At 42.1% G+C, this 25,245-nt stretch carries 32 protein-coding genes; 16 read left to right on the forward strand and 16 right to left on the reverse strand.

The features are described 5' to 3' along the window. Window positions 1–76 precede the first annotated feature (76 nt). From ACZZZK_RS03525 to ACZZZK_RS03545, 5 genes are all read right to left on the reverse strand, one after another. Entirely contained in the window at window positions 77–1,084 is a 1,008-nt protein-coding gene (locus ACZZZK_RS03525; protein ID WP_463482896.1) for a bestrophin family protein, read from the reverse strand. Window positions 1,085–1,168: 84 nt separating this feature from the next. Beyond that, window positions 1,169–1,504: a YciI family protein gene (locus ACZZZK_RS03530; protein WP_463482897.1), complete on the reverse strand. Its 336-nt coding sequence runs from the start codon at window positions 1,502–1,504 to the stop codon at window positions 1,169–1,171. Window positions 1,505–1,555: 51 nt separating this feature from the next. Next, complete coding sequence (locus ACZZZK_RS03535) at window positions 1,556–1,894, reverse strand: YciI family protein (protein ID WP_463482898.1); 339 nt, start codon at window positions 1,892–1,894, stop codon at window positions 1,556–1,558. 192 nt (window positions 1,895–2,086) lie between these two features. Beyond that, window positions 2,087–2,437, reverse strand: a complete 351-nt coding sequence (locus tag ACZZZK_RS03540; RefSeq protein ID WP_463482899.1) for a YciI family protein — start codon at window positions 2,435–2,437, stop codon at window positions 2,087–2,089. A 65-nt stretch (window positions 2,438–2,502) separates the two neighbouring features. After that, window positions 2,503–2,727, reverse strand: a complete 225-nt coding sequence (locus ACZZZK_RS03545) for a hypothetical protein (RefSeq protein WP_463482900.1) — start codon at window positions 2,725–2,727, stop codon at window positions 2,503–2,505. A gap of 493 nt (window positions 2,728–3,220) precedes the next feature. On the opposite strand from ACZZZK_RS03545, the gene ACZZZK_RS03550 reads away from it, so the two are divergent. From ACZZZK_RS03550 to ACZZZK_RS03570, 5 genes are all read left to right on the forward strand, one after another. Beyond that, window positions 3,221–3,700 (forward strand): hypothetical protein, encoded by a 480-nt coding sequence (locus tag ACZZZK_RS03550; protein ID WP_463482901.1) that lies wholly within the window; start codon window positions 3,221–3,223, stop codon window positions 3,698–3,700. Between the two features lie 131 nt (window positions 3,701–3,831). Next, on the forward strand, window positions 3,832–4,116 hold the full coding sequence (locus tag ACZZZK_RS03555; RefSeq protein ID WP_463482902.1) for a hypothetical protein: 285 nt from the start codon (window positions 3,832–3,834) through the stop codon (window positions 4,114–4,116). A 45-nt stretch (window positions 4,117–4,161) separates the two neighbouring features. Continuing rightward, window positions 4,162–5,238, forward strand: coding sequence for a sensor histidine kinase (locus ACZZZK_RS03560; RefSeq protein ID WP_463482903.1), 1,077 nt, complete (start codon window positions 4,162–4,164; stop codon window positions 5,236–5,238). A gap of 15 nt (window positions 5,239–5,253) precedes the next feature. Next, window positions 5,254–6,264 carry an L-histidine N(alpha)-methyltransferase gene (locus ACZZZK_RS03565; RefSeq protein ID WP_463482904.1) on the forward strand — a complete coding sequence of 337 codons (1,011 nt, stop codon included), beginning with the start codon at window positions 5,254–5,256 and terminating at the stop codon, window positions 6,262–6,264. A gap of 32 nt (window positions 6,265–6,296) precedes the next feature. Continuing rightward, entirely contained in the window at window positions 6,297–7,589 is a 1,293-nt protein-coding gene (locus ACZZZK_RS03570) for a 4Fe-4S dicluster domain-containing protein (protein ID WP_463482905.1), read from the forward strand. A gap of 50 nt (window positions 7,590–7,639) precedes the next feature. On the opposite strand, the gene ACZZZK_RS03575 is transcribed toward ACZZZK_RS03570, so the two are convergent. The 3 genes from ACZZZK_RS03575 to ACZZZK_RS03585 all read right to left on the reverse strand — a co-directional run bounded on the left by ACZZZK_RS03575 (window position 7,640) and on the right by ACZZZK_RS03585 (window position 9,630). Then, complete coding sequence (locus ACZZZK_RS03575; RefSeq protein ID WP_463482906.1) at window positions 7,640–7,981, reverse strand: YciI family protein; 342 nt, start codon at window positions 7,979–7,981, stop codon at window positions 7,640–7,642. A 17-nt stretch (window positions 7,982–7,998) separates the two neighbouring features. Further along, window positions 7,999–8,451, reverse strand: a complete 453-nt coding sequence (locus tag ACZZZK_RS03580) for a carboxymuconolactone decarboxylase family protein (protein ID WP_463482907.1) — start codon at window positions 8,449–8,451, stop codon at window positions 7,999–8,001. Between the two features lie 111 nt (window positions 8,452–8,562). After that, window positions 8,563–9,630, reverse strand: a complete 1,068-nt coding sequence (locus ACZZZK_RS03585; protein WP_463482908.1) for a catalase family peroxidase — start codon at window positions 9,628–9,630, stop codon at window positions 8,563–8,565. A gap of 479 nt (window positions 9,631–10,109) precedes the next feature. Between ACZZZK_RS03585 and ACZZZK_RS03590 the strand changes: the two genes are divergently transcribed. The 8 genes from ACZZZK_RS03590 to ACZZZK_RS03625 all read left to right on the forward strand — a co-directional run bounded on the left by ACZZZK_RS03590 (window position 10,110) and on the right by ACZZZK_RS03625 (window position 19,281). Then, window positions 10,110–10,775, forward strand: coding sequence for an FAD-binding oxidoreductase (locus ACZZZK_RS03590; protein WP_463482909.1), 666 nt, complete (start codon window positions 10,110–10,112; stop codon window positions 10,773–10,775). Between the two features lie 20 nt (window positions 10,776–10,795). Further along, the gene (locus ACZZZK_RS03595) at window positions 10,796–11,359 is read left to right on the forward strand and encodes a Pycsar system effector family protein (protein WP_463482910.1); all 564 of its coding nucleotides are present in this window, start codon (window positions 10,796–10,798) and stop codon (window positions 11,357–11,359) included. 18 nt (window positions 11,360–11,377) lie between these two features. After that, complete coding sequence (locus tag ACZZZK_RS03600) at window positions 11,378–11,836, forward strand: DoxX family protein (RefSeq protein WP_463482911.1); 459 nt, start codon at window positions 11,378–11,380, stop codon at window positions 11,834–11,836. A gap of 10 nt (window positions 11,837–11,846) precedes the next feature. After that, a complete protein-coding gene (locus ACZZZK_RS03605) occupies window positions 11,847–12,728 on the forward strand; it encodes a pirin family protein (RefSeq protein WP_463482912.1) in 882 nt (293 codons plus the stop codon). A 33-nt stretch (window positions 12,729–12,761) separates the two neighbouring features. After that, entirely contained in the window at window positions 12,762–14,294 is a 1,533-nt protein-coding gene (locus tag ACZZZK_RS03610) for an aminotransferase-like domain-containing protein (RefSeq protein ID WP_463482913.1), read from the forward strand. 151 nt (window positions 14,295–14,445) lie between these two features. Beyond that, window positions 14,446–17,169, forward strand: coding sequence for a sigma-54-dependent Fis family transcriptional regulator (locus tag ACZZZK_RS03615; protein ID WP_463482914.1), 2,724 nt, complete (start codon window positions 14,446–14,448; stop codon window positions 17,167–17,169). A gap of 344 nt (window positions 17,170–17,513) precedes the next feature. Continuing rightward, window positions 17,514–18,338 (forward strand): alpha/beta hydrolase, encoded by an 825-nt coding sequence (locus ACZZZK_RS03620; protein WP_463482915.1) that lies wholly within the window; start codon window positions 17,514–17,516, stop codon window positions 18,336–18,338. A gap of 28 nt (window positions 18,339–18,366) precedes the next feature. Continuing rightward, window positions 18,367–19,281, forward strand: coding sequence for a DUF5996 family protein (locus tag ACZZZK_RS03625; protein ID WP_463482916.1), 915 nt, complete (start codon window positions 18,367–18,369; stop codon window positions 19,279–19,281). A 69-nt stretch (window positions 19,282–19,350) separates the two neighbouring features. On the opposite strand, the gene ACZZZK_RS03630 is transcribed toward ACZZZK_RS03625, so the two are convergent. The 3 genes from ACZZZK_RS03630 to ACZZZK_RS03640 are packed head-to-tail and all read right to left on the reverse strand — an operon-like array spanning window position 19,351 to window position 20,489. Next, the gene (locus ACZZZK_RS03630; protein ID WP_463482917.1) at window positions 19,351–19,623 is read right to left on the reverse strand and encodes a UBP-type zinc finger domain-containing protein; all 273 of its coding nucleotides are present in this window, start codon (window positions 19,621–19,623) and stop codon (window positions 19,351–19,353) included. A 32-nt stretch (window positions 19,624–19,655) separates the two neighbouring features. After that, complete coding sequence (locus tag ACZZZK_RS03635) at window positions 19,656–19,970, reverse strand: hypothetical protein (protein WP_463482918.1); 315 nt, start codon at window positions 19,968–19,970, stop codon at window positions 19,656–19,658. A gap of 18 nt (window positions 19,971–19,988) precedes the next feature. Beyond that, complete coding sequence (locus ACZZZK_RS03640; protein WP_463482919.1) at window positions 19,989–20,489, reverse strand: hypothetical protein; 501 nt, start codon at window positions 20,487–20,489, stop codon at window positions 19,989–19,991. A 212-nt stretch (window positions 20,490–20,701) separates the two neighbouring features. On the opposite strand from ACZZZK_RS03640, the gene ACZZZK_RS03645 reads away from it, so the two are divergent. Genes ACZZZK_RS03645 through ACZZZK_RS03655 form a run of 3 tightly spaced genes read left to right on the forward strand, consistent with a single transcriptional unit; the run spans window position 20,702 to window position 22,135 of the window. Next, the gene (locus tag ACZZZK_RS03645; RefSeq protein ID WP_463482920.1) at window positions 20,702–21,121 is read left to right on the forward strand and encodes a cupin domain-containing protein; all 420 of its coding nucleotides are present in this window, start codon (window positions 20,702–20,704) and stop codon (window positions 21,119–21,121) included. Window positions 21,122–21,125: 4 nt separating this feature from the next. Next, entirely contained in the window at window positions 21,126–21,476 is a 351-nt protein-coding gene (locus ACZZZK_RS03650; protein WP_463482921.1) for a Spx/MgsR family RNA polymerase-binding regulatory protein, read from the forward strand. 20 nt (window positions 21,477–21,496) lie between these two features. Then, window positions 21,497–22,135, forward strand: coding sequence for an NAD(P)-dependent oxidoreductase (locus tag ACZZZK_RS03655; protein WP_463482922.1), 639 nt, complete (start codon window positions 21,497–21,499; stop codon window positions 22,133–22,135). Window positions 22,136–22,181: 46 nt separating this feature from the next. On the opposite strand, the gene ACZZZK_RS03660 is transcribed toward ACZZZK_RS03655, so the two are convergent. The 5 genes from ACZZZK_RS03660 to ACZZZK_RS03680 form a co-directional block, all read right to left on the reverse strand. Then, complete coding sequence (locus tag ACZZZK_RS03660; RefSeq protein ID WP_463482923.1) at window positions 22,182–22,526, reverse strand: hypothetical protein; 345 nt, start codon at window positions 22,524–22,526, stop codon at window positions 22,182–22,184. A 17-nt stretch (window positions 22,527–22,543) separates the two neighbouring features. Next, window positions 22,544–23,749, reverse strand: a complete 1,206-nt coding sequence (gene hmpA / locus ACZZZK_RS03665) for an NO-inducible flavohemoprotein (protein WP_463482924.1) — start codon at window positions 23,747–23,749, stop codon at window positions 22,544–22,546. A gap of 172 nt (window positions 23,750–23,921) precedes the next feature. Then, a complete protein-coding gene (locus tag ACZZZK_RS03670) occupies window positions 23,922–24,218 on the reverse strand; it encodes a GNAT family N-acetyltransferase (RefSeq protein WP_463482925.1) in 297 nt (98 codons plus the stop codon). A gap of 115 nt (window positions 24,219–24,333) precedes the next feature. Further along, complete coding sequence (locus tag ACZZZK_RS03675) at window positions 24,334–24,699, reverse strand: alpha/beta hydrolase fold domain-containing protein (RefSeq protein ID WP_463482926.1); 366 nt, start codon at window positions 24,697–24,699, stop codon at window positions 24,334–24,336. After that, window positions 24,689–25,228 carry an alpha/beta hydrolase fold domain-containing protein gene (locus ACZZZK_RS03680; RefSeq protein WP_463482927.1) on the reverse strand — a complete coding sequence of 180 codons (540 nt, stop codon included), beginning with the start codon at window positions 25,226–25,228 and terminating at the stop codon, window positions 24,689–24,691. Before ACZZZK_RS03680 ends, ACZZZK_RS03675 begins: the two co-directional genes overlap by 11 nt. Window positions 25,229–25,245 lie beyond the last annotated feature (17 nt).

The following is a 25,245-nucleotide window of genomic DNA, read 5'->3' on the forward strand; positions in this document are numbered from 1 at the left end:
CACAGATCAGCATCTCCCCTGCTAAGATAAGCAAGATAAATTCAACTTGGGTATTTTGCTAAACGCTCAAGCTCGGCTATAAGAGGATGTCATGTCTAGGCTGGGTGAGAACTGGAACCTGAGTTTCATTGAGCATCTCCCTGATGTCTATTTCAATCATCTCGCAAAAAAAAGAGATGGGAACATCGTTTGCACTTCCTTCGAAGGGATTTTCGGTACTTTCCCCAACCTGACCAAGAGAGGTATACATCCAGGAAATAAGCACACTGAACGGCACAGTGAGCCATACCATATGTCCATGCATGAATCCCATTACAAGTTCGTTTGCCTTGTCAAGTTCCCGGAGCATACCAAAGGGCAGGATAAAACAAAAAACTTTAACCAAAAACGTGTTTATGATCGCATACTGCCTTGGATAAGGAGAATCTTTTATACCCTCACACCTGCCCTGGAGCGCTAAAAATTCACGTATCCCTTTATGGATTTCTGTGAATTGAAGCAACAGAATTTTTTCTTGTTCATACAATTCTTTTATCAACCTGCTCTGAAGGCTCATTAACTGCGCACCGCGATTTTTTTTGGAGAGGATGTATTCCAGATCTGCTGATGAAAGATACTTTTGTAATTCAACTTCCAGTTCACATTCATGTTCCGGTATGGTATAATATTTCTGGTATTCTGCATTATGAGACTGATCTGTGGACTCCCAAACTCTTTTTTCCCTTAGCTGAAAGCGAAGAATAGTAAGCCAGGCCAAGTGACGGTAAAGAAGTTTTTTTGTTTTTTCAGGCTCATTGATAAAATCCCTGGCAATAAGGCCCCACGATCTGCTACTGTTTATGATTGAAGTCCAGATGTGTCCTGCTTCAGCAGTTCTATTGTAGGTTTGCGTATTCTTAAAACCCACAATGAAGGCTGTTGCAGTCCCAAGGAGCGCAACAACTGTCCAGGGAATTGCCAGCCACTGTAAATCGAATGCTTCATAGAGCACAACTGGAATTGCGCCAAGAAAAATGAGTTTATATATGCTTTTTCTTGTCCAGAATAAAAACTCGGATAATTTGTATGCTTTGCCTACGTACATGGTTATTATAACTTCAGGTAAATTTGATTAAATTAAAATGCCTTTGCATTGTATATGCAAAGGCATTTAAACTATTAGTCTTGATTAAACGCCCATTCTGATTTCAACACTTCCCCCGAGTTCAAGAACCGGGCAGCTTTCAGCGATTTCCACAGCTTCATCATAGTCATTTGCTTTGATGATAACCAGGCCGCCTACAGATTCCTTTACTTCAACATAAGGACCGTTGTTAACCGAATCTTTAGAAACAATTCTGCCTTCTGCGTCCAAACGTTGAACAGGCCTTGCCAAAAGATCATTCGAAGCAAGGTTACCAAACCACTCTGCCCAGTGCTTAAGGTGTTCCTGCATTTGTTCTGGCGATGGCTGAATCTCTTTGGTTTTGTAATCTCTTCTGAATATTAATACAAACTCACTCATGTTACTTATTTTAGTTTTGAATTATTTAATTTTTAAGTTAGGGTTTGGAGTTTACAGCCCCATTCGGATCTCAACGCTACCATCAAGTTCCAGAACCGGGCATGTTTTAGCAATTTCGATCGCCTGATCATAATCAGCTGCCCGGATAAATACAAGTCCGCCTATTGACTCTTTTGCCTCAGTGTAAGGACCGGTTTGAACACTGTTGTACTGACCAGATATTCGGCCTTGCTGATCGATACGCTGAACGGGTCTGGTCAGCCTGTCGTTCTCGGCCAGTGACCCAAACCACTGCTGCCAGTGCTTTAGGTGATCCTGCATCTGTTCCTTATTTGGCTGAATTTCTTTGGTCTGATAGTCCCTGCGGAATATTAATACAAATTCACTCATGATTTTTGTTTTTAAAGGTTGATATTATGTTTTGTTCACTTTTTCTTGTCACGCAGGCGTACTCATAGGTCTAAAAAATTGCAATGCATGGCCTTCGACACGAAATTATGTCTGCACATCTTTGATAGCTTTGGAGTCGGGTAAACTCTCAAATCTAAAGAGAAACTTACTTTGTAGCGGAACTCCGGGTCATCATTCCCGGTTCACGCCACCCATTCTGATCTCAACGTTTCCACCGAGCTCAAGAATCGGACAGCCCATTGCAATGTCAATGGCTTCCTGATAGTCATTTGCCCTAATGATAACCAAACCTCCGATTGATTCTTTCAATTCCATGTATGGTCCATCCTTGACAGTTTTATCTTTAGTGATTACTTTTCCGTTTCCGTCCCAGCGCTGGAGCTGACGTGCAAGTCTGTCCTGTGTTGCGAGCTGACTAAACCATTCCTGCCAACGGGCAAGATGCTGGTCGAGCTGTTCAAAAGTTGGCAGATACCCATTTGTCAGATAGTCCCTGCGGAAAATTAAAAGGAATTCGTTCATAAATTTTTTACGGAAAGTGTCTTTCAAAGTTTAGTGGCTATGGTTCATAAGTAGCTTCTTGACTTTCAGTCCTGTGTTTCCCCGGTTTCCAGAGGCTGTTCATGCATACGGATGCCGTCGCCGATAAATTCACCGCCACCACTCTGATCGTGCTGGTGCTGTCCCATATGCAGGGGCGTTAATGCTTCTTCGATTTCCTCGGGCTCATTGCCCGCCATTGATGATAAATTGCTCATGTCGTTCGAGATTAAATTAAAATTTTGAGTAACCTTATGCTCATCAGTATACATTATTTTTTATATTAAATAATCTGACTCGCTTACTGCAAACCAATAGGCAACCCATGTGCCACAAGCATAATTAATTGACTATCATAACTTTGTATATTTTACCTAATTCTGCCAACAGCTTTATTTCGCCACCACGCGTTTGTAGTCACGAAATAAGGCGTAATACTGGTGCTAATTTCGCCATAATGGTAAAAGCCCACGTTAGTACCGGAATCAAAACGGTGCCTTGCGAACCGTCAGGACAGATGGATAGTAGTATGGATATCAAATTCAGAAATTCAAAGTTCTGATTAGGGCAAATCAAATACAAAGGAAATTCCGAGTGCTTTTTTTTGTAAACGTTAACGGGTACACTCTCTTAATATCGCGGTGTGGTATACATTATACTCTATTTCGTCAAGACAGAAATTAAAATAAAAAACATAACAACCTGATAAAGAAATATTTAGACAATAGGCATGATTTTGCTTTAGGTGTGGGAAAGGTATAAGAAATGTACAGAATCAAAACAGCGACGCTTAATGATATAGAGGAAATCTGGAGCATCATTGAAAAAACTTTGGAGTCTGAATTTGAGGATGACGCTGAGCGGCGCAAGCAACTCGATTTTTTTTATCTGACCCATTCAATAAAAAAAATAGAGCTGGAGATTATGAATAATTACCAGCATTATATATTGTTGTTCAGATCAAATGTTGCAGAGGCATTTGCGGCATTTTCTATTCTGGGCAGATATCCTTCTTATCTCAAAATTCAAAAAATCTTCCACCAGAATCACAATGAAAAAGATGCCGAAGCACTGATCGATTACATGGAAAATCTGAGCAAAAAACGTGGATTAAACCGCATGACCATTCAACTTATCGGTGAAGAAAGAAGATTTTTTTTTGAGTCAAAGGGGTTTGAGAAAAAAATATTTGAAAGAGATGCACCTTCGGCTGTAAACGGACTGGAAATGATTAAACGAATATAAGCCAATGAATACTTAGGATATAGATTCGAAAAGTCCAATTTGATGATGATCAGATTACTTGCCGCAGATTCCAAATTAATAAAAGTCACTGTACTAATTATTCAACTGATAATACTTTAAATACCAAAGGAATGAAAGAGCTGATTAAGACCGCAACAAAATTCAATGCAAAAATTGCCCGCAGGGTGATGGAATTCCACAGTAAGGGATTTATTAACGATTTTTTTGAAGAGGGTGAGCATAATTTAGTATCGCTTCAGAGTAGCTATGAGATTGCACGGGGACAGGCTTATGTAAAATTAATCGACCAGTGCCCACACAAACCTGAAAATGATTTTATCTATCTGCATACAGTAGAGACCACGGAAGGTGAAAAAGGATTATTGCTGTCCCGCCAGATCCGAACGTCCTTTTGACTAACTGGCTTGATAAGCACATACAAAATACCAAACAAAAAAACTATGAACCATTTAAAGAACTTACCGGTGTGGATTGAGGAAAATAAATATGCTTCAGGGCCTGTAGCTCCGGAAATTGCATGCATTTATGGCTACTGGAAAATGCGCGTGAACACGCGGAAAATATTTATCTCACCTGCGCTGAAAAAAATCCTTGGTATTTCACCGATTAAAGAATTGGGCTTAAGGGAAGCCTTTAACTTTTTGGACATGAACAATCTTGCCCGCTTATTTAAGTGGATAAAGGGGATGACCGTCGGTGAGGTATCCAAACCAATTGATATTTGGATCAGAACACAGCGTAATGAACTTAAAAAGATTAGACTTGAAGGACATTACTTTCCGGAAAACAGGCAGGACAGAAGTATGTTTTTAGGCACTGCAGAAGATTTGAGCACTTCCGCTGTTGATCCGAACGGGGCATTGGCTATCCTTGATCATGAGATCAGGAATCCTCTTTCGGTCATTAAATTAAATGCCCAGCTGCTGGAGAAAATTTCATTATCACCAAATCACATATCCCCTGAGATGCTTACTTTGGGGATTATCAAGAGTATTGATGCAATAACGGCGTTGATGGACAGATATCTCTCAGAAAAAAAAGGGCATGAAGAGCTGAGGACTGAATTTGATCTGGGGATTCTTATCGAGGAAGCGGCCTGTAATTTTACTCGGCTACATCCCGGATATGGGTTTTTCGTACAGGCAGATTATAAGTGCCTAGTCAGGGCAAATCGATTGGAGATCTCACAGGTCATAAACAACTATCTGAGCAATGCCGTTAAATTTTCACCAACGGGATCCAGAATTGCAATACATCTGAAAAAGGGTTTTTCTCATGTTGAAGTTGCTGTTTCTGATGAAGGGATCGGAATCCCTGAATGTTTTCACAAGAAAATATTTGAACGTTATTTCAAGGTTGATTATCAACGGAAATCAGAACGCAGCAGCCGGGGACTTGGACTTTTTCTGATCAAAGAGATCATTGAAAACCATAATGGAAACGTATGGGTTCAAAGAGCAAGAACTGGCGGTTCGACATTCTTTTTTAGCCTTCCGGAATTGCAGTTACATAATTAAATCTATTCAGCACAAATGACATTATACGACATCCCGTTGGAGGGAAAGCATATCAAAAAGAAAACCAAGAGTATATTAACTCCAGAAACTAATCTATTCCTGGGCGATGTGCTTACAGGCCTGCGGGCGAAAGAAAAATATCTGGATTCGAAATATTTTTATGATGCTAACGGAGACAAATTATTTCAGCAGATTATGCACTGTGAGGAATATTATCCCTACAAATGTGAACTTGAAATTTTTAGCAGATACGGTGCTGAAATAGCAAGCGCTGTCATCGATGGCGGTGACGAATTTGAAGTCGTAGAACTCGGTTCCGGGGACTGCTCTAAAACAATACATCTGTTATCCCAATTGCTAGAAATGCGTGCAGAATTTATATATAATCCGATCGACATTTCTGAGCAGGTGATTTCTGATCTGAACGTTCGCCTACCTGAAATGCTTTCAGATTTACAGTTTCAAGGTTTACAGGGCGATTACTTCACTCAGCTGGAAAAAATCTATGCCAAATCTTCGAAAAGAAAAGTTATACTCTTCCTGGGATCAAATCTTGGTAATATGCCCGTGTACGACGCTATGGATTTCTGCAGGAGGCTCCGCGGGATAATGTCCGCCGGGGATATGCTTATTGCCGGGATTGATATAAAAAAAAATCCTGTCACAGTCCTCTCCGCTTATAATGATAAAGCCGGAATTACTAGAGATTTCAATTTAAATCTGCTTACGAGAATTAACCATGAATTGGGCGGGAATTTTGATATTCGTGCATTTGACCATTTTCCAACATATGATCCGCAGACAGGCACATGTAAAAGTTATCTGGTAAGCCAAAAACGGCAGGTTCTGAAGCTTCAGGGCAGCAGGATAACTTTCAAAGAAGGAGAGTGTATCCACATGGAAATTTCACAGAAATACAGTTTAGCTGAGATTGAACAAATTGCAGAAATATCATCTTTTGAGAACCTGAAAAGCTTTTTTGATCGCCAAAAATGGTTTACAGACGTTATCTGGAGGGCCGTATAAACCTTACATCAAACACAATCAGGATCAACGATATGATTTCACAATTAATTTTTTCCGCTATGGCCATTTTGGCGATCACCTTATTTTCATTTAACATTCTAAAAATAATATCTAATATTAAAATTGGAAGAAAAGTCAACCGATCTGATCAGCCCCGAAAAAGATTATACACGATGCTTCGTGTCGCGTTCGGCCAGTCGAAAATGAACGTACGCCTTGTACCTGCAGCGCTGCATCTGGTGGTTTATGTGGGGTTTATCGTAGTTAATATAGAAGTTCTGGAAATTATTTTAGACGGCGTACTCGGCAAGCACCGAATTTTTGGGGGATTGGGACTGGTATACAATTTTCTCATTGCCACATTCGAACTCTTTGCTTTGCTGGTGTGGATCGCCTGTCTTGTTTTTCTGATCAGACGTAATTTTTTAAAGATTTCGCGTTTTTCGGGGCAAGAATTGAAAGGTTGGCCTCGAAGGGATGCCAATGCGATACTGATCTCAGAAATTTTGCTTATGAGTGCCTTTTTGATCATGGATGCAGCAGATCTTAAGCTTCAGAACGCCGGTGTGCCGCACTATTCACTTGCGGGAAATTTTCCTGTCAGCGGTTATTTAACGAGCCTTCTGCCTGATGGAATAAACTCGTTAATAACTCTTGAGCGGGCATGTTGGTGGTTCCATATTACCGGAATCCTAATTTTCTTAAATTACTTACCCTACTCTAAACACCTTCATATTTTTCTAGCCTTTCCGAACACCTATTATTCAAAACTTGGACCAATCGGGGCTATGGATAATATGGATTCTATTACCAATGAAGTCCGTTCGGCGCTGATCCCAACCTATTTGCCCATAGAAATGGAACCTTCGAGTTTCGGTGCGAAGGATGTGAGCGAGCTGAGCTGGGTAAATTTATTAAACGCCTATTCCTGCACCGAGTGCGGCCGGTGTACAGATTCCTGTCCGGCAAATATAACAGGCCGAAAGTTATCACCCAGAAAAATTATGATGGATACCCGAGACAGGGTTACTGAGGTTGGTAAAAACTTCGGGATTTACGGCGCAGGTCATCAGGATGGCAAATCGCTGCTCGATGATTATGTAACCCGGGAGGAAATATGGGCATGCACTTCGTGTAATGCCTGTGTTGAGGCCTGCCCTGTAAATATTGATCCATTGGCTATAATCGTGTCCATGCGCAGATATATTGTAATGGAGGAGTCGTTGGCACCAACTGCACTGAATTCGGTGATGGCAAACATCGAAAACAATCAGGCGCCCTGGAAATTTTCCCCGGCCGACCGCATGAAGTGGGCAGACGAATAATTTGAGTAAGCATAAAACGAGAGTGCCGGTTCGGCCCTCTCGTTTATTTATTATCCGACGGCTTTGCGGATTTCGACATTGCCTCCGAGTTCGAGAATCGGACAACCTTTAGCGATATCTTCCGCTTCCTGGTAATCTTTTGCACGAATAAGGATCATACCACCGATGGATTCCTTAATTTCGGCGAAGGGCCCATTGGTTACCTCCTTATCCTTGCTTACCAGGCGTCCTTCCAGGTCCCACCGCTGTAAAGGGCGTACAAGCTTATCCTGGGCGGCGATGCCGCCAAACCAGTCTTGCCATTTCTTGATTGATTCCTGAAGCATGTCAGGAGAAGGCTGATCCTGTGGGCTCATAAAGGCCCTTCGGAAAATTAATAAGAATTCATCCATGGTTTAAAAGTATTTAATTATCCAAACATTCCAACTTTATAAGTTCCCGGTGTATTGGGAAAAGCGATGTTCAACCTGTTCCAGGTATTGATTGTGGTAATGGCAAGGGTCAGATCAATGAGTTCTTCTTCCGAAAACACACCTTTTGCAAGGCTATAAAGCTCATCACTGATATGACAGGAAGTAACACCTTCAGCATAAGCAAGTGCAGCACGTTCGCGTTCCGAATAGTACGGGGTTTCTTTCCATGCACTTAAACCATATAAGCGTTGTTCGTCCTCTCCCGCCGCACGAAGCTCTTTTGAGTGCATGTCAAGACAATATGCGCAACCATTAATCTGAGATACCCTGAAGAAAACCAGTTCCAGAAGATTGTGGTCAAGAGGTGATTTTTTCAGATGCCCACCAATTTCAAAAAGGTGTTTAATTGCATTTTGTCCTTTTGCGAATAGATTAATTCTTGTTTCCATTTTTTTAAAATTTTGTTTTATACCCCAATGACAATCGGGATTTAAGGATTGGACAAAAAAATATTTTTTTTGTCCAAGTCTTTATAGGTGCATTTTTCTGGATGCTTAAAACTAATTTACCTGTTTTTGGGGATTTCGCTCTGCAACTGATATAGGATAGGATTTCATTCTATCAAGCAGCATTTGATCGGCAATGTCAATGCCCGGGGGCAGGTTTCCAGGATTGAACAAGAGACCTCTATCCTCCTGGAGTGTATTGTCCGACATCTTGTTTATCGTCAGGATACCAAGCAGAATTTTCTTTCTGGTTTTGGGCCAGGCTATTGAAGGGTCCTGTGTTTTATCGCCATCTTCACTCAGCTGCGCATACATTTTATATTTAACCGGCCCTCGTTTGAGTTTATCGATAATTTCCTTCGAAAGGTAGTCCCCGTCTGCAGTTTTCAACTGTGCGGACGTTAAGAACTTTTCACCCTGCATGGGTATAAACTGATATCGTATAAGGTGTGTGACACCGGAGTCATTGGTGAAGCGGAATGTGTTCACGCCATAGTAGTTTAAGGTTGAATAACTCGTGCTTGGCCTTTTTTGATTGCTAACAAAGCTTTTTGCAACGGGATGAGCGGCGAGAAAGTCTTCAATTGGCGAAGGATGTGCAACCTCGGGACCGCTTTTGGATATGGCTAAGAGAAATTCTCTGAATTCATCTGTTGTGGCGACCGGAAAGCCATCAAAGCTGTGAGACACGATATCTGTACTGCTACCATCGGAAAGATGAAATTTAATGGCTAAGCCCCTGGGATTGGCTGCACCAAGTGTATCGGGGATATCTGGTATTCCGGTAAAATCTGAAAAGCGAAATGTAACCTCAGTGGCAGGACTACGGAAATGTAATGCCTTTGAAATTTTTTTCGCTTCCGGATCAGGCGAAAAAGTACCTTTTAAAATAATGCCCTTGGCATGAACAGCCCTTGCATTTGGATGCTTGCCAAATGCCGAATGCAACGCATCGACCATCTGCTCTGGTGAGGCTTTGGTTACAGCTGTTTGCGCGAGTGCACTTGTAGCCATAATGAGAAGCGCAATCCACAGCATAGCTAACGTGGTGATAACTTTCATCTTCCCTGTGAAAAGCGTCGAAAGATTTTGATTTGTGTTTTTTCTAATTTTCATATCCATGATATTGAGTTTAAGTTCAATATCTATAGCCAAAACCAATACCAATTAAATAAATACCTATTAATCAGACTTTTACATATTTCACCACAATTCTAAGGAGATGATATTTGGTAGAAAGATATAACCTAGGCGATATATCGGCTGACGTAAAGTATAAGAGTTAGATCGTTTTGCGAGTTGAATTTCTCGAATTGCCCGATATTGAACCATACGCCTCCGAAGACACAATGGATATTGTCGATTTTAGCTTCAGAAACGCTGACCGCAAAGATTTTCTTGATCAAATCATTCAACAAACTCGTTGAATATCGCGAGCTCATTTATTTCACGCTAAATATCGCCATCATAATAAAAACATAACAATCTGTATAACAACAATTTAACAGAAAGGCACGGTATTTCCAATGGCGCTGGTATTAAACCAAACGCTTTGTATCTGATTGCTTTCGACTTGAAGCTCAAAGACAAACACAAATAGAATGAAACATACTGTAAAAATACTTTCCACACACAATGTAACACATGATGTGCGCAGATTTAGGGTTGAACGTCCGGAGGGTTTTATTTTCCGGCCCGGACAGGCAACGGAGATTTCGGTTAATAAGGAGGGCTGGCTGGATAAAAAGAACCCTTTTACTTTCACCTGTCTGACTGATGCTCCCTATCTGGAATTTACGATTAAACTATATCCTGAACGTGGTGGTGTAACCGGACAGTTGAGTCTACTAAACCCCGGGGACGAAATAATCTTGAGGAAGCCATGGGGATGCATTGAATATAAAGGCCCTGGTTATTTTATTGCCGGCGGAGCAGGTATAACGCCTTTTCTGGCCATCCTACGACAGCTTCAAAGAGAAGGAAAAGCACGGGAAAGCAAATTGTTTTACACTAATAAAACAGACCAAGACATTATTCTGGTGGATGAACTCAAGGAGATCCTTGGCAATTCGGCGCACTTTACCGTTACCAGGCAGGCTGATAGTGCCTATGATACCAGAAGAATTGATGAGAATTTTCTGAACGCAGAAATCGATGATTTTGGAAGGCATTTTTATGTGTGTGGTCCGGACCCGATGATCGCAGCTGTAAATCAGATCCTTGAAAAATTAGGCGCAAAAGCAGAATTACTGGTATTTGAGAAATAGACTCCATAATTATAGAACACATGACGCATAAAGGAAATTTAAAAAAAAGAGCAAGTAAGAAGAGAAAAACAGCCATTGCAGATTTTTTTAGTGAGAATCTTGGTTTAAGGCTGCGGATGGGTGAAAATGCGGACCGCAATGCCAACATCCTGGTTCTTGTGAACGCTTTGGTAGTACTTTTTTCAACATGCACACTGATCCTAAAAGCAAACGGTATGACCACCATACCAATAATGCTGTTATCATTGAGTGCAATAGCTACGCTGGTTCCGGCAATGCATTCTCTTCAATTTACGCTAGGGGCGCCATTCATAGATATAGAGGACTCCCTGGATGCGGAAAGACCAAACCTGGTGTATTCCGGTAAGTTTCAGAGAATTTCCTTTACCGAGTACGAAGCATCTTTGCTCAGGAGATTCGAGGACCAGCAAATTTTGATCGGCAATACAATTAAAAACGAATATCAGCAAGGCATCGTACTGGGAAAAAAATATTTATTGCTCCGCACCTGTTACGTGATTTTTCTTACGGGGCTGGTTCTTTCGGCTATATCAGCATTAATTATACAAGTCAACATTTTATAGGCACAAAATTAGTACATCATGAAAAAAATAATCAGACAAATTGCCCAGACCGACCGGAGCATCTCCCCTTTGGTGTTGAGAATCACCCTTGCCATTGTGCTATGGCCGCATGGAGCACAGTTATTATTGGGGCTATTTGGCGGGGGCGGTTTTAACGCTTCTATGGACTACCTGACCGCTCAGGGCATCCCTTACATTATTGCCTTCCTTGTCATATTCCTGCAGTTCTTTGGTTCACTAAGCATACTGGGCGGACTATATACCAGAGTTTTCGCCGCCGGAATCCTGGTCATGTTTATTGGCATGATCGCAGTAGCCCATTGGCCAGTAGGTTTTTTTATGAATTGGACAGGGGGGTTGAAAGGAGAAGGCTACGAATATCATTTGCTTGTGATTGGTATCTCCCTATCCATTATACTTTCCGGATCAGGACGATGGAGCCTGGATAATTCATTTCATCAGATTGAAGAAAATTAAAACTTATAATATGAAAAAACTTAAAATATCAGACATTGTTCAGGCAACCTCAGCAGGCAATATCGCTTTTTCGGCAGAAAAAGTGAGAGCTCAGTTATTGGGCGGATTGATGGATCCGATTATCGGATTTGATCATTTCAAACTTACAAAAGATGTTTTCGGGGCGCATCCTCATGCAGGCATGTCTGCAATCAGCTATCTTTTCGAAGATTCTGTGCCTTATCATAATCTGGATTCCATTGGTACTGATATTGTGATTGCACCGGGGGATCTTTTATGGACCTGGGCGGGAAAAGGTGTCGTACATACTGAATTCCCGGTACCTGAGGGAGGCGAGGTCCATGGTCTACAGCTGTTTGTTAATATCAAGGCTTCTAAAAAACAACTCCCGCCCAGCAGCACCCATATATCAAATGCAGTTATTCCCGAAATAAAATCCGATGGCCTTCGCGTGAGGGTTGTCTCAGGGACTTGCGGAAACGTTTCAAATCCGGTTCATGCACCAGAAGAATTTACCTTTTTACACATTTTTCTCTCTGCGGGAAAAAGTTTCGAGCATGATCTGCGGGCAGACTGGAATGCAACGATATATGTTGTGAACGGGGGGCTTGAACTTAAGGCCGGATCAGAAACGGCACACCTCGAAAAATCCTCCGTGATATCTCTGGGTCAATCAGATCAGCAGGAGCGTTTGGCTTTTACAGCAGTTGCCGACAGTCAGTTCATCGTTTTGAGTGGACAGCCTTTGAACGAGGAAATTTTTGCCCATGGAAGTCTTACGATGAGCTCGACCGAGGAATTAAGCAAAGCCCTGAATGATTTTAACGAGGGTAGAATGGGATTTATCAGGATTGAAAACGGTGCGCGAAGCGTGATTCTTCCTGTTACCTAAAACTAATTAAATATATTTTAAAGAGGAGGAGAAATGTTGCCATTTCAAAATTTAATTTCCACAGATAAGGAAAGTGCTTTTCCGGTCTTCAGGCAAATCACCGATAAGTTAATCGATTTGGTACAGCAGGGATTTTTGAAACCAGGAATATACTTGCCGGGCACAAGGCAAATGGCGGATATACTTCATGTTAACAGGAAAACCATTATCAAGGTGTATGAGGAGATGCTATTAGAGAACTGGGTAGAAGCAGTCAGCCGAAAAGGCTACCGGGTGACCCTTGATCTGCCGATCACAAAGCCACGCAGCTTTCAACCAAAAACATCCTACTTTCTTGCAAAGAGAGAAACCGAAACCCTAGGGCGGGGCAAACCTCAAAACTTCATCGGTGAACAGCGTTTAAAGTATTCGGATATACTTGTGGATGATGGTTACCCGGATAGCAAACTGTCTCCATACAAGGAGATGAACCGGATCTACAGTGACCAGACCAGTATTACCGCTATGAAGCATCTGTTACCCGCGAAGCCGGAAGGGGGATTAAAGGTGCTTAAAGCGGCCTTGAGCAACATGCTCAACGATTCCCGGGGTTTAAATATTTCCGAGAATGAACTTATCATTACCCGGGGCGGACAGATGCCCTTATATATCGCTATAAAACTACTCATCAAGCCAGGTGATATTGCAGCCGTTGCAGAAATCAATGAACCGGGAATTAATGAAATTCTGGAGCATTCCGGCGCCTCGCTGCTGAAGCTGAAGATGGATCAACAAGGAATAGATATCGCAGAATTGGAAGAGATCCTGAAAACAAAAAAAATAAAGGTTTTATATCTGGCACCGCACAACCAATACCCTACCACCATTGTGATGAGTCCCGAACGTCGGATGGGACTCATCAGGTTGATGAACCTTTATGGTTTCTGGGTGATAGAAAATGACATGGGCTATGATTTTGATTTCTCTAACAGACCCATCCTCCCAATGGCAAGCGCGGACCACGGTGGAAGGTTGATTTACATTGGCTGCTTCGACCGGATCATTTCCAGTTCGATTCGCTTGGGTTACCTTATTGCCTGCCCGGAAATTATTCAGATGGCTGCGCACTTTCAGGGACTCATTGACCAGCATGGTGATGTTCAGATGGAATCGATGTTGGGCAGGATGATTAGTAGCGGGGATTACAACAGGCACATTATAAAAGCCAAAAAAGTATATTCTGAACGTTGCGAACTGTTGTGCAAGCTTTTAGAGACAAGTTTCGGCAATGTTGTGCGTTTTTCAAAACCCACCGGCGGCATGGCTGTTTGGCTTATATTCCGGCCGGGATTTCCTTTAGAGCAGTTTATAGCAGAATCAGCTGTTAAGGGTTTATTTCTTCAGGGAACAAGATTTTCATCTGTTCCCGGAGCATTTGCGAATTGCCTTCGATTTGGCTTTGCCTCATTGAATCAAAAAGAGATTCAGAGAGCGGTAGAGATTATGACCGAAGTGAGTAAAAGGCTTTATTTCTGTTCGTCTACCTACCACAACAACCTCAAAGCAGATGCCGCACTGACCGCTTAAGCTAATATTTATAGAAAACCCAAGAAGGACTTAACTAACCACCAATCAACCCAAGTGCCCTATTTTATAAGCAATTGTTCGCAGCAATTATGAAAATTGTATCTTAGTTGGGCCCTGATCAGAATTATAAGCCATATCATTATTCTCACACATGGAAGACAGACAAAAAAGCGAAAAAGGGAAACCACTCAACCAAGCGGAAACATCAGGCACTGAACAGGCCGGCGTCCCGGGATTAACCGATCAATTACTGGCAATTGATATGATTACCAGAATTGAACGCGAGAGAGACATTCTGCTTGGTTTGAGCAGCGATCTAACTAAGGTTCGCGATAAGGATGATCTGCTGATGTTTTTTTCTTCGAGGATAAAAAAGCTCTTCCACTTTGCCCATTCGAGTATAACCCTTATTGATCAAAAGCGGGAATATTACACTCCATTTTTGTTGGATATCAAAATCCCATCGATATTAAATCATGAGGCTTATGATCGTCTGGCGCTAACCCATTTTAAACTCAATGAGCCCATAATCGGTAAAGTGCTCGAGTTACAAGAACCGGTTAGTTACGTTCTTGAGGATATTCTGCATAATAAAGATGTTCCGCCTTTCTTAAAAATCAATTATGAGGGTGGTATCAGAGAAGTCATGTTTACCCCATTGAACACTCAGGGTACGGTCATTGGTTTTATTAATATCTATGCTACCGAAACCGGCAATTTTGGCGAAGAATTCAAGCGGATCATGAAAGGACTTTCGCCGCTACTGTCCTCTGCGGTCCAAAATATAATTACCAATGCTGAAATCAGCAAAAGAGAGACAACAAATCAGGTATTACTGGCGCTAAGTAACCATCTTGCTACAGCTAGAAATAAAAAGGAGGTTGTAAAAGTACTAAATAATGGACTTAGGAGACTTTTTGATTTTAGCCATAGCCTAATTGTCGCAAGTGATGAAACGGGTAGTTCATATAGTGCATTTGCGTTTGATCAGGAATCCCGCCCGGAAGAAAAATCTAAATATATCACTCCCATTTCGGAGCCAAACGCAATTGAAGACGGAATATATGATGTCGCCTCCCACTCCTATCATTCAGTTGTTTTTGATATGAAGGCTCAGGATCTGAGGAAAACTCCATTATGGTTCAGGCTAAATTACGCTGTAGGCTCGAGGGAATTGTTGATTAAAATGTTGCCAAATGGAGATAAAAAGAAATTTTCCCTCATACTCTTTTCCGATCAGGCAGGAACATTTAATGCAGACATTGTTGAGATCATTGAACGCATTGCAAGTCCGCTATCGGGTATTGTGCGAAATATTGAAGCGAGTGAAAATATACTCAGAAAAGACAAGGAGAAATCATTCTTACTGGATTTTAGCCGGGATATTGCAGCAGTGCGAAAAAAGGAGGAACTCGAAACAGCAATATCAAAGGTATTAAAAGAGGTTTTGGGCATTCGCTTATCGATGATCAGGATCATTGATGAAGACGGAAGAACCTTAAGTCCCTACATGTTCGATACCAATATGTTCAACGATGAAGCAACTGAATTCAAAACCCTGGCATCGAAAAAAATTCCGATTGAGGAAGTGCTCACTGCAAAAGTTCTCAGTAGCCGTGAGCCTGTTATATTTAATATAGATGCGGAGGAAAAAGCGGGAAATAGCGCCGAGTATATAAAATTCTGGAAAAAAGTCGGTTTAAAAACTGCCTTTGGGGCTGCCCTTCGTGTTGGAAACAGGAACATTGGAACGTTATGGCTATTAACAGACGAAATAAATCTTTCTCTCCTTAGAGGAATATGCGCTCAGATTTCTATTTCTATATCCAATATTCTTGCAAATGAAAAGATCTGGCGCTACCAGCAAAAACTCGAAATCGAGAATACCCATTTGCATGAGCAGATTAAAGGACTATACAACTTTTCTGATATTGTAGGCGAAGGCAAAGCAATGCAGAATGTCTACCATATGATGTCCGCTGTAACAGAATCGAGCACAACCGTGCTTATCCTGGGTGAAACCGGTACAGGCAAAGAGCTGATTGCAAGAGCGGTACACAATGCATCCTCCCGGCATAAGAAAATTATGGTTAAGATCAATTGCGCAGCTTTGCCTCCGAATCTGATCGAAAGCGAATTATTCGGCCACGAGAAGGGCGCCTTTACCGGAGCATATGACAAAAGAATTGGTAAATTTGAACTTGCACACGAAGGCACTCTATTTCTGGACGAGGTTGGAGAACTGCCACTTGAGCTTCAGGTTAAACTGCTCAGGGTACTTCAGGAAAAAGAGTTTGAACGTGTTGGTGGAAAAACGACAATCAAGGCAGATGTGAGAATCATTGCGGCTACCAATCGTAACCTGGCCGCCGAAGTAAATGCCGGCAGATTCCGATCCGATCTGTTCTATCGTCTCAATGTTTTCCCCATTCCGTTGCCTCCGCTGCGAGAAAGAATAGAGGATATAGAACCCTTGACCAGATTTTTCATTGCCAGATACAGCAAAAAAAACGGCATCGGAGTCAACTCCATTTCACCCAAAGCACTCTTGGAGCTTAAAAAATATTCCTGGCCGGGCAACATAAGAGAATTGGAGCACCTTATTGAAAGGAGCATTCTTCTGTCCACTGACAGTACCCTGCAAGAAGTACACCTGCCGAAAATTAAGGATGATGCGGAAAAGTCCCAATTTGAATTCATGAGTAAAACATTGGAGGAAATGGAAAGGGAATATATTATCGAGATACTTAAGTCATGTCAGGGCAAAATCTCCGGTGGTAGCGGAGCAGCTGAAATTCTTGGCATCCCCCCTTCCACGCTGCATTCCAAAATGAAAAAACTGGGCATAAACCGGGGCCATTATTTCCCGGCTTAAGACAACGAACAATTAGCCTACACTTACTTAAGCGGAAGCATACTACAATTCAGGCGGGAATCTAAAGAATAGATTCCCGCTTTCGTTTCGCCCCATTACTGCAGACTTGGTATTTCGCGGATAAGCCCAGACTACGCTTTATTTCGCCAGCATGCACTATGCTAATAAACATTATAATAATCTTATTATCAGACGGATAACCCAGTCGGCATGATTGTTATTCTATAGGTAAATCTCTTTAAGGGATACCATATAAAAATTATTTAATCATGGAAAAAGAATACAAAATCCCAAAGGATAAGCGGGAAGAAAAACTTTATGGTGAATTCAGTACCCAGGAAGAATTGGATTCAGAGTATAATGTTGAAAGCGCTGTCCCGAACTTCCCTGACTATATCCAATACTACCAGGATGCGAGTGCACTTGTCAGATCAGCATATGCTAACCGAAGAAGTTATGACTATGGACCAACTTTAATGGAGCGCTTAACGGTTTATCCTTCAGAGCGGGCCGATTCACCGGTGATGCTTTTTGTGCATGGAGGATACTGGAGAATGGGCATAGGCGACGATTTCGACTTTATAGCGAAAGGACCGCTAGAGCTGGGATTCACTGTAGTGATTATTACCTATGCGCTTGCTCCGCATGTCGCAATACCGGAGATTATCAGACAGGTTCGTGCCTCTATCGCCTGGACGGCAAAAAATATAGCGACATTGAATGGCGATCCTAAACGAATTTTCGTATCCGGGCATTCAGCGGGGGCGCATCTGGCTGCCATGTCAACCTCTACACGCTGGGCGGACTACGGCCTTGCGAATGATACGATTAAAGGAATTCTAGCCATAAGCGGATTGTACGACCTCCAGCCCGTAGCGCAAACATTCATACAGCCCGCCGTAAGAATCACCGATGAACAGATTCTTTCTTCGAGTCCGGCGAGGATCATTGGTCCTAGCGATATTCCCATTACAGTATCATGGGGAGCAAGAGAAACAACCGCATTCAGAAAGCAGTCTGATGATTACCTCAACAGCTGGAGAAAGGCTGGAAATCTTGGTCTAGCCTTAATCATAGCAGATGCAGACCATTTTAGCATTCTGAAAGAGTTTGAATCGCCAGATGGACAACTTTCTCAAGCGTTAAAGGCGCTGTCCGAGAACATATAATTAAGTAAATACATAATAGATAAAAAAAATGAAAAAGAACTGGCCAATACTTTCCTATGAGACAGGGAAGGAAACTTATGATACCCTTCAGCTTTTTACTCAGGTGGTGGGAAAGATCAAGCTAGCAACATTGCCATGGACAAACCACTCCTGGAGCATTACCCTACATATCACGACTTTGGGGCTGACAACCCAGACGATGCCTTACCGGGATAAAGACTTTGAGATATCATTTGATTTAATAAACCACTTGCTCAAGATCGTAACTAGCGATGGCGGTTATCGGGAATTTTCCCTGGAGGGAGTTTCGGTAGCAACATTCTACCGAACCATATTTGATCAGCTCGAACAATTAGGCATCCAGCTCGATATCATGACGCTTCCCTCGGAGATCGCAGATCCCGTTCCATTTGAAATAGATGAGCTTCATGCCGGGTATGAGGGTAACCACGCTGTTTCGTTCCATACTGCCCTTCTAAGAATTCAGGATGTCTTTTTGATACACAGGAGCCGTTTTAAGGGAAAAAGCAGCCCAATCCATTTCTTCTGGGGAGGATTTGACCTCTCACTTGCTTTTTTCTCAGGAAAAAGGGCACCAAAACACCCGGGCAAAATGGTTGGCATGCCGGACTGGGTTTTACAGGACGCCTACTCGCACGAGGTCAGGGACGCAGGATTCTGGTCAGGTAATGAAGGATTTCCGCAGGCGGCATTCTATTGCTATCTCTACCCCGAACCGGATGGCTATAAAACAGGAGCCCTTGAGCCACAACAGGCCTACTATCATAAAGAGCTGGGCGAGTTTATACTTCCATATGCCGATGTTCAGCAATCAGATGATCCGGAAAAGATGTTACTGGAATTCCTCGACAGTACTTATGCAATTGGCGCACAGCTGGCAGGATGGGATCCGGAGTTTGTAACCCCTATTCAAAAAGCATGATGTAAATCAATAAACGAAAAAATCTCCGTAAACTAAATTTACGGGGATTTTTTTTGCTAGTGCCAGGAGTTAATACTCTACAAACACTTCGTGTTCATAGCACCAAAGCCAGCGTTCGCCGGCCTCCGCAGATATGACCGCAGGGTGTCCGGTTGAATGGAAATGAGCGGTCATATGCTGGTTGGGAGAAGAGTCACAGCATAGCGTAATCCCGCAGCTCTGGCACGTCCTCAAGTGCAACCAGGAATCCCTGGTCTTAACGCAAGTTTCGCATATATGTACTTTGGCAAATTTGAGCGCTTTGATATTTTCTATATCAATACAGTTTTTTGAATTATTCATATGTTAGTCTGAATTTATGGTTAGGCATGTAGCTATAAATAATAGGTATATATGATCTTCATCACAGCGTTCGCTGCTCGATGGATGCCCAGAACGATTGTTCCGGCTGATAAATATCTGGAAGGGGTAAATACATATTTAATTTTCATATCGTGTTTATTATAACTTAATACTGTATTCCAATAACTAAACCAAACAAATAAAAACATGATAATCAAAACATTAACTCCTTTTCCATAGCGATTTATATAACGATATTTCGCCGCCTCTCTGTTATACCCGAAATATAAAGCCTGCAGGCCGGCCATTTGACGCCTGATACTTAAGTAAACCATTAGAGGTTTCACAGCACACGGATTACTTGTTTAAGAGTGAACTGATTCATCCTGGCGTTTTGCAATTAAGGAAATCGGCAGCCCAACGAGTATCATATGGCAAATTATACTCACCAGGGCACCGATCAATTCGAATGGAGGTGCCTGAACTGCACTTAAAGGCATGACACCTAAATTCATGAACATCCAGATAAACCCGCCGTAAAGTATTCCCGCGCCCATAGGGTTTGAACGGGTAATTTTTAAATATGGAAATATCAGAAAATAGAAGCCTGCGAAAGCGAAGGAAATAAGGTAGTGTGCAAAGGTACCGGTAATAACCATAGGAAGTCCACCTTTAAAAGCCTCTGGACCAAAAATCGCGCTTGCGACAAACTGCATGACCTGACCGGGATGAAGACCGAGCTGAAAATAAAAGATGCTCGAACTTGCTATCGCATCAAGGGTACCGGATATTAAGCCGGCCCAGAATATCATTTTAAGATTTAACGGACTTAAGATTTGTTTTCCCGTTTTTATATTTTTTTTCATTTTGAATATGTTTAATATCTATACACAAACAATCGGACTCTCAGTATTGGACAAATCTTTGGGAAAAAATCAATTGGTTCATCCGGGTAACTTCAATTGGACATACCATGATCTACTGGACCAGTAAACAGGCATTTATTGGACCCTAATTGATAAATTCTCAACCGTAATTTTGATAAAGGCATTAATTTCAGTGTCTATAATTATGTAAAATGAAAAAAGCAGCATTGATCTTACTGGCCACGGCCGGATTCTCCTTGGGCGCTAATGCACAGCACAGTAACGCCAAAAAAGACATCATCCAAACGCCACCGGCGGTCGTCCTTACCAAACTCCTTAATAACAAAAAAGTCAACAATCAGGAGATAAGGCTGGTGTTGCTTAACTTTGCACCTGGTGAGGTATCAGGTGCGCACAGGCATCCGATTCCCGCAATAGCCTATGTACTGGAGGGGGAGATTGAGTCTACCTTCAATGGAAAAGTTAAACGCTTTAAAAAGGGTGAGGCCTTTTATGAGGATCCAAACTTGCTTCATGCTGCGACGAAAAACTTGAGTACCACAAAGCCGGCGGCATTATTGGTTTACTTCATCGGGGATCAGAAAAAACCATTTATTACACCTGAACATTAACTTAATGAAGGTTTACGGACTTACTACCTGCAGGCAAACCCAAAAGGCGATGGCATGGCTTCGTGCACAAAATATCGCTTTTGATTATCACGATTACAAAAAGGCAGGCATTACCCGTGAAAAACTCCTAGAATGGGATGCGAAGCTTGGCTTTGAGTCCTTTCTGAACAAAAAGGGAAGTGCATGGAAGGAACTTGAAGATTCGGTCAAAAGCTCAGTTGTAACCAGTGAAGATGCCATAAAGTTGATGTTGAATATACCAAGAGAAATAAAGAGGCCTGCCATTGAAGATGGCGCATTTCTTTATTTTGGTTTCGACCAGGCGGTTTACAAAAAACACTTTTCCAAACCTTAAATCTAATACATTATAAGAATATGAAAATTACAATAATCGGATCTACCGGCTTTGTTGGAAGCAAGATCGTTTCTGAGGCAATTTCCAGGGGACATCGGGTGCTGGCTATTGCGAGAAATCCCGAAAAACTTGAGGCAAGCCCATTGCTTGAAACCAGAAACATCGACATCTACGATACGGTGGCATTGTCTGAAGCGATCAAAGGCAGTGATGCGGTAATCAGTGCTTTCAACCCGGGCTGGGGCAATCCCGATATATACGACCTTTTTATTAAGGGGTCATCCTCTATTCAGCAAGCAGTAAAAGCCTCCGGAACCAAGCGGTTAGTTATGGTCGGGGGTGCAGGCAGTTTATTTGTTGACGGGAAACAGATTGTAGACGATGTTGCATTTCCAGCTGAGATCAAGCCAGGCGCATCAGCAGCGAGAGATTACCTGGAGATCATTCGTTGCGAAAAGGATCTGGACTGGACAGTGCTTAGTCCACCGGGCAACCTAGCAGGAGGCGTTCGTACCGGAATATTCAGGACTGGCCTTGATAATCCTGTTATTGATGCGGGCGGAAAGAATTCCATATCCGTTGAAGACCTTGCCGTTGCAGTTTTAAGTGAAACCGAAAACGGTAAGTTTTTAAGGCAACGGTTCACAGTAGGCTATTAACAAATGCCCAGAGTGCAAAATAGCCCTCTGGGCATTTTTACTTCTATTAAAAGACGAAGAAAAATATCATTCCCAGATTGATAAGCAATCCCAGGTAGAACAGGGTCAGTGTGGTTCTGATGCCCGCTCCGCCCATGTTTGCAATCAGGTTAATAAAGAAGTTCAATACGGTTACCGCAAGTACAACAATTGGTGCATTAAAAGATAAAATTAATATTGCAGGTGAGGCCAGAAAAAACACCCCATGAATCATAAGTACCATAGAAAACCACAGTAAGTGGTTTTTGGATTGCCCGTCGGCGTATTGAAGGTATTGTCTATATAATCTGGATGTTAAATTTTCCCCTTTTGCGGTAAGGGCGTCTATCGAATCAATTTGATGAGTTTGCATATTTTTTTATTTATGGTTTAACTTAAATGGAGCGACTGTGGGCCAAATTCTTCAAAGAAGATGGAATTTCGGTTTATACCGCGTTCCAGTAAATCGCTAAATTGCTTTTCTATAAATGCCTTAGGTCCACACAGGTAATATTCTGCATCGGGCTTGAGTTTTTCGAGATAACTCAGTTCCACCCGGCCTGCATAGTGCTGCGATGAAACGATATTTTCACCAAGATCATTGTAAAAGATATGTTTGCTAAGATTTGGGTATATGTCTGCCCAGTCATCCAGTTGTTTTCTAAAAGCGTGAACCTTCGTGTCTCTGCTACCATGAATCCACGTTGCTTCTTTATTATTGCCTGAATTCACCATACTCTCAAGCATTGCAACCAATGGGGTTTGGCCTATGCCACCACTGATAAAAACCACAGGCTTATCGGTATCCTGTAAAACGAAGTTTCCAGATGGAGAAGATACATCCAGGATATCTCCGACCTTGACGTGATCGTGAAGATGGTTGCTGATCATACCATTGAGATTTATATCAGCAGCGATTTCTCTCTTAACTGATATTCTATAGTAACGCCCATTTGGCGCGGTAGAAATGCTATATTGACGAGGTTGAAAGAGGTTAAGTTTGGGCAAAAAAACTTTAATACTGATATACTGCCCCGGTCTGAAATCGGCGACCTCCCCACCATCTGCGGGATATAGATAAAATGAACTGATTTCAGAGGACTCCTCTACTTTGCCATCCACTCTAAATGGTCGCCATCCGCTCCAACCTCCTTTTTGAGCAACGCGGTTTTTATACAATGATGCTTCGTGACCAGACATCAAATCCGCCAGGTCAAAATAGGCAACCTCCCAAGCCTCAAGCAATTCTTCAGTTGCCCCCTCCCCGACTACCTCGGCTATTGCGGCAAGCAGGTGTTTTCCTACAATGTTGTAATGTTCGGGACGTATACCAAGACTCACATGCTTTTGTCCGATTCCATCCAGCACAGGCATCAATACCCCCGGATTATCGATGTGGTCGGCGTAAGCAAGCACTGCCATTGCCAATGCAGTCTGCTGCTTTCCGTTACTTTGGTTGCCCATGTTAAATACATGCTTGAGTTCCGGATTATGCAGGAACATCCTTCTGTAAAAATGATCTGTAAGCTCGACTCCGTTCGTTCTAAGAAAAGGAACTGTTGCTTTAATAAGTGATTTTTGTTCTTCAGTGACCATAATTCATAATTTTAATTAATATATTAATATCTTTTTATCCTTTATTATTGTAAAGTTTCATATTCATTAAGCGTTTCGTTATCCAAAAGTAAACATAAAATAATAATAAAAGATAAAAATATCTTTTATTATTATTGATTACAGATTTCTGACATTAGTCCTATGCGTCCCCCTACTCATCGTGCTGCCATATATCCGCGAACAGTTCGGGATGGGCAGAGAATTGGGCATGAACATATTGGCAAATTGGAATTATTTTTAGATTATTGGCTCTGGCGTAATCAACCAAGTGAGTAAAAAGTTGCTTGGCATACCCCTTACCCTGTTGATCAGCGTTAACAAGGGTATGATATACCTTGATAACCTCCGGAAGTATTTTAACGTCCATTTCTGCTACTACCTGGTGGTTTGCATATAAATTAAATGAAGCCCGATCATCCGGATGATGCACTAATTTTATTTCTATCATGGTCGTTAAATAAAAAAGAATGTGTCTGATTTTGAAATTGTTTATTCAACTGCTTTGAACGGATTACCTACATGGTACATCAATTAGAGAAAGGCACGACTGTTTATCAGATGCATTAAGGGTTAAAATAATTTCTGACCCATGAGCCAGCAATTTTAATGGAATTTTCTGCTTCCTTTAGATGAGGATAGAACCATGGGAAAATATGGATCATATCTTTCCATATGTTAAGTGATACAGTGTTTCCGGCCATGGAAGTTAATTCTGCGATTTCCAATGCGTCGCCCAAAAGAACTTCATTTGCACCGACATCAATTAACATTGGTGGAAAGTCGACAAAGCTGCCTAGCACCGGAGATGCTCTGGGGTCATTGAAATTTTCCTTTGAAAGATAGAGATTTCTCAGTGATTGAAGTGCCTCGCTGCTGAGCATCGGATCCGCATTTTTCCGAACAAGATAAGACTTGTTATCAAGCTGCATGTTTGCCCAGGGACTTATCATAAACGCAAACTGGTTTCCTCACTCCCCGCAGCGCACAAAGCTGAGCGATCGCAATTGCTATCCCCCCTCCTGCTGAATCACCTGCTACGGCTATTGGAATTTGTTTTCCTAGTCGTTCCAACAGATTTAAATAGGCCTGAAATGCATCTTCAATAGCAGCAGGAAAGCGGTGTTCTGGAGCCAGTCTGTAATCCACGGCATATGATTTTACCTGGGCAGCTTTTCCAAGGTGGGCCGCCAGTCCTGCGTGGTCGGCGGCAGTGCCGGCAGAATAACCTCCGGCATGAAAAAAAAGTAGTGCCCCTTTATTTGTAGATTCCGGCCCCGATAATTCAAGAGCAGCTATTTCTCCCAAGAGAATCTCTTGGGCTATCCAGTTATTGGGCAACGGAGATGCAAGACCGTAAGCGGCCTGGCGCTCCCTTGTTTCCTCCAGAGATTTCGGTGGAGGAGTTTCTGCTATGAACAATTTAAGGAACCCTTCAATTGTTAAAAAATTCTCAGACATGACACGGATTATTTAAT

This window comes from Pedobacter sp. AC163, from assembly GCF_979258665.1.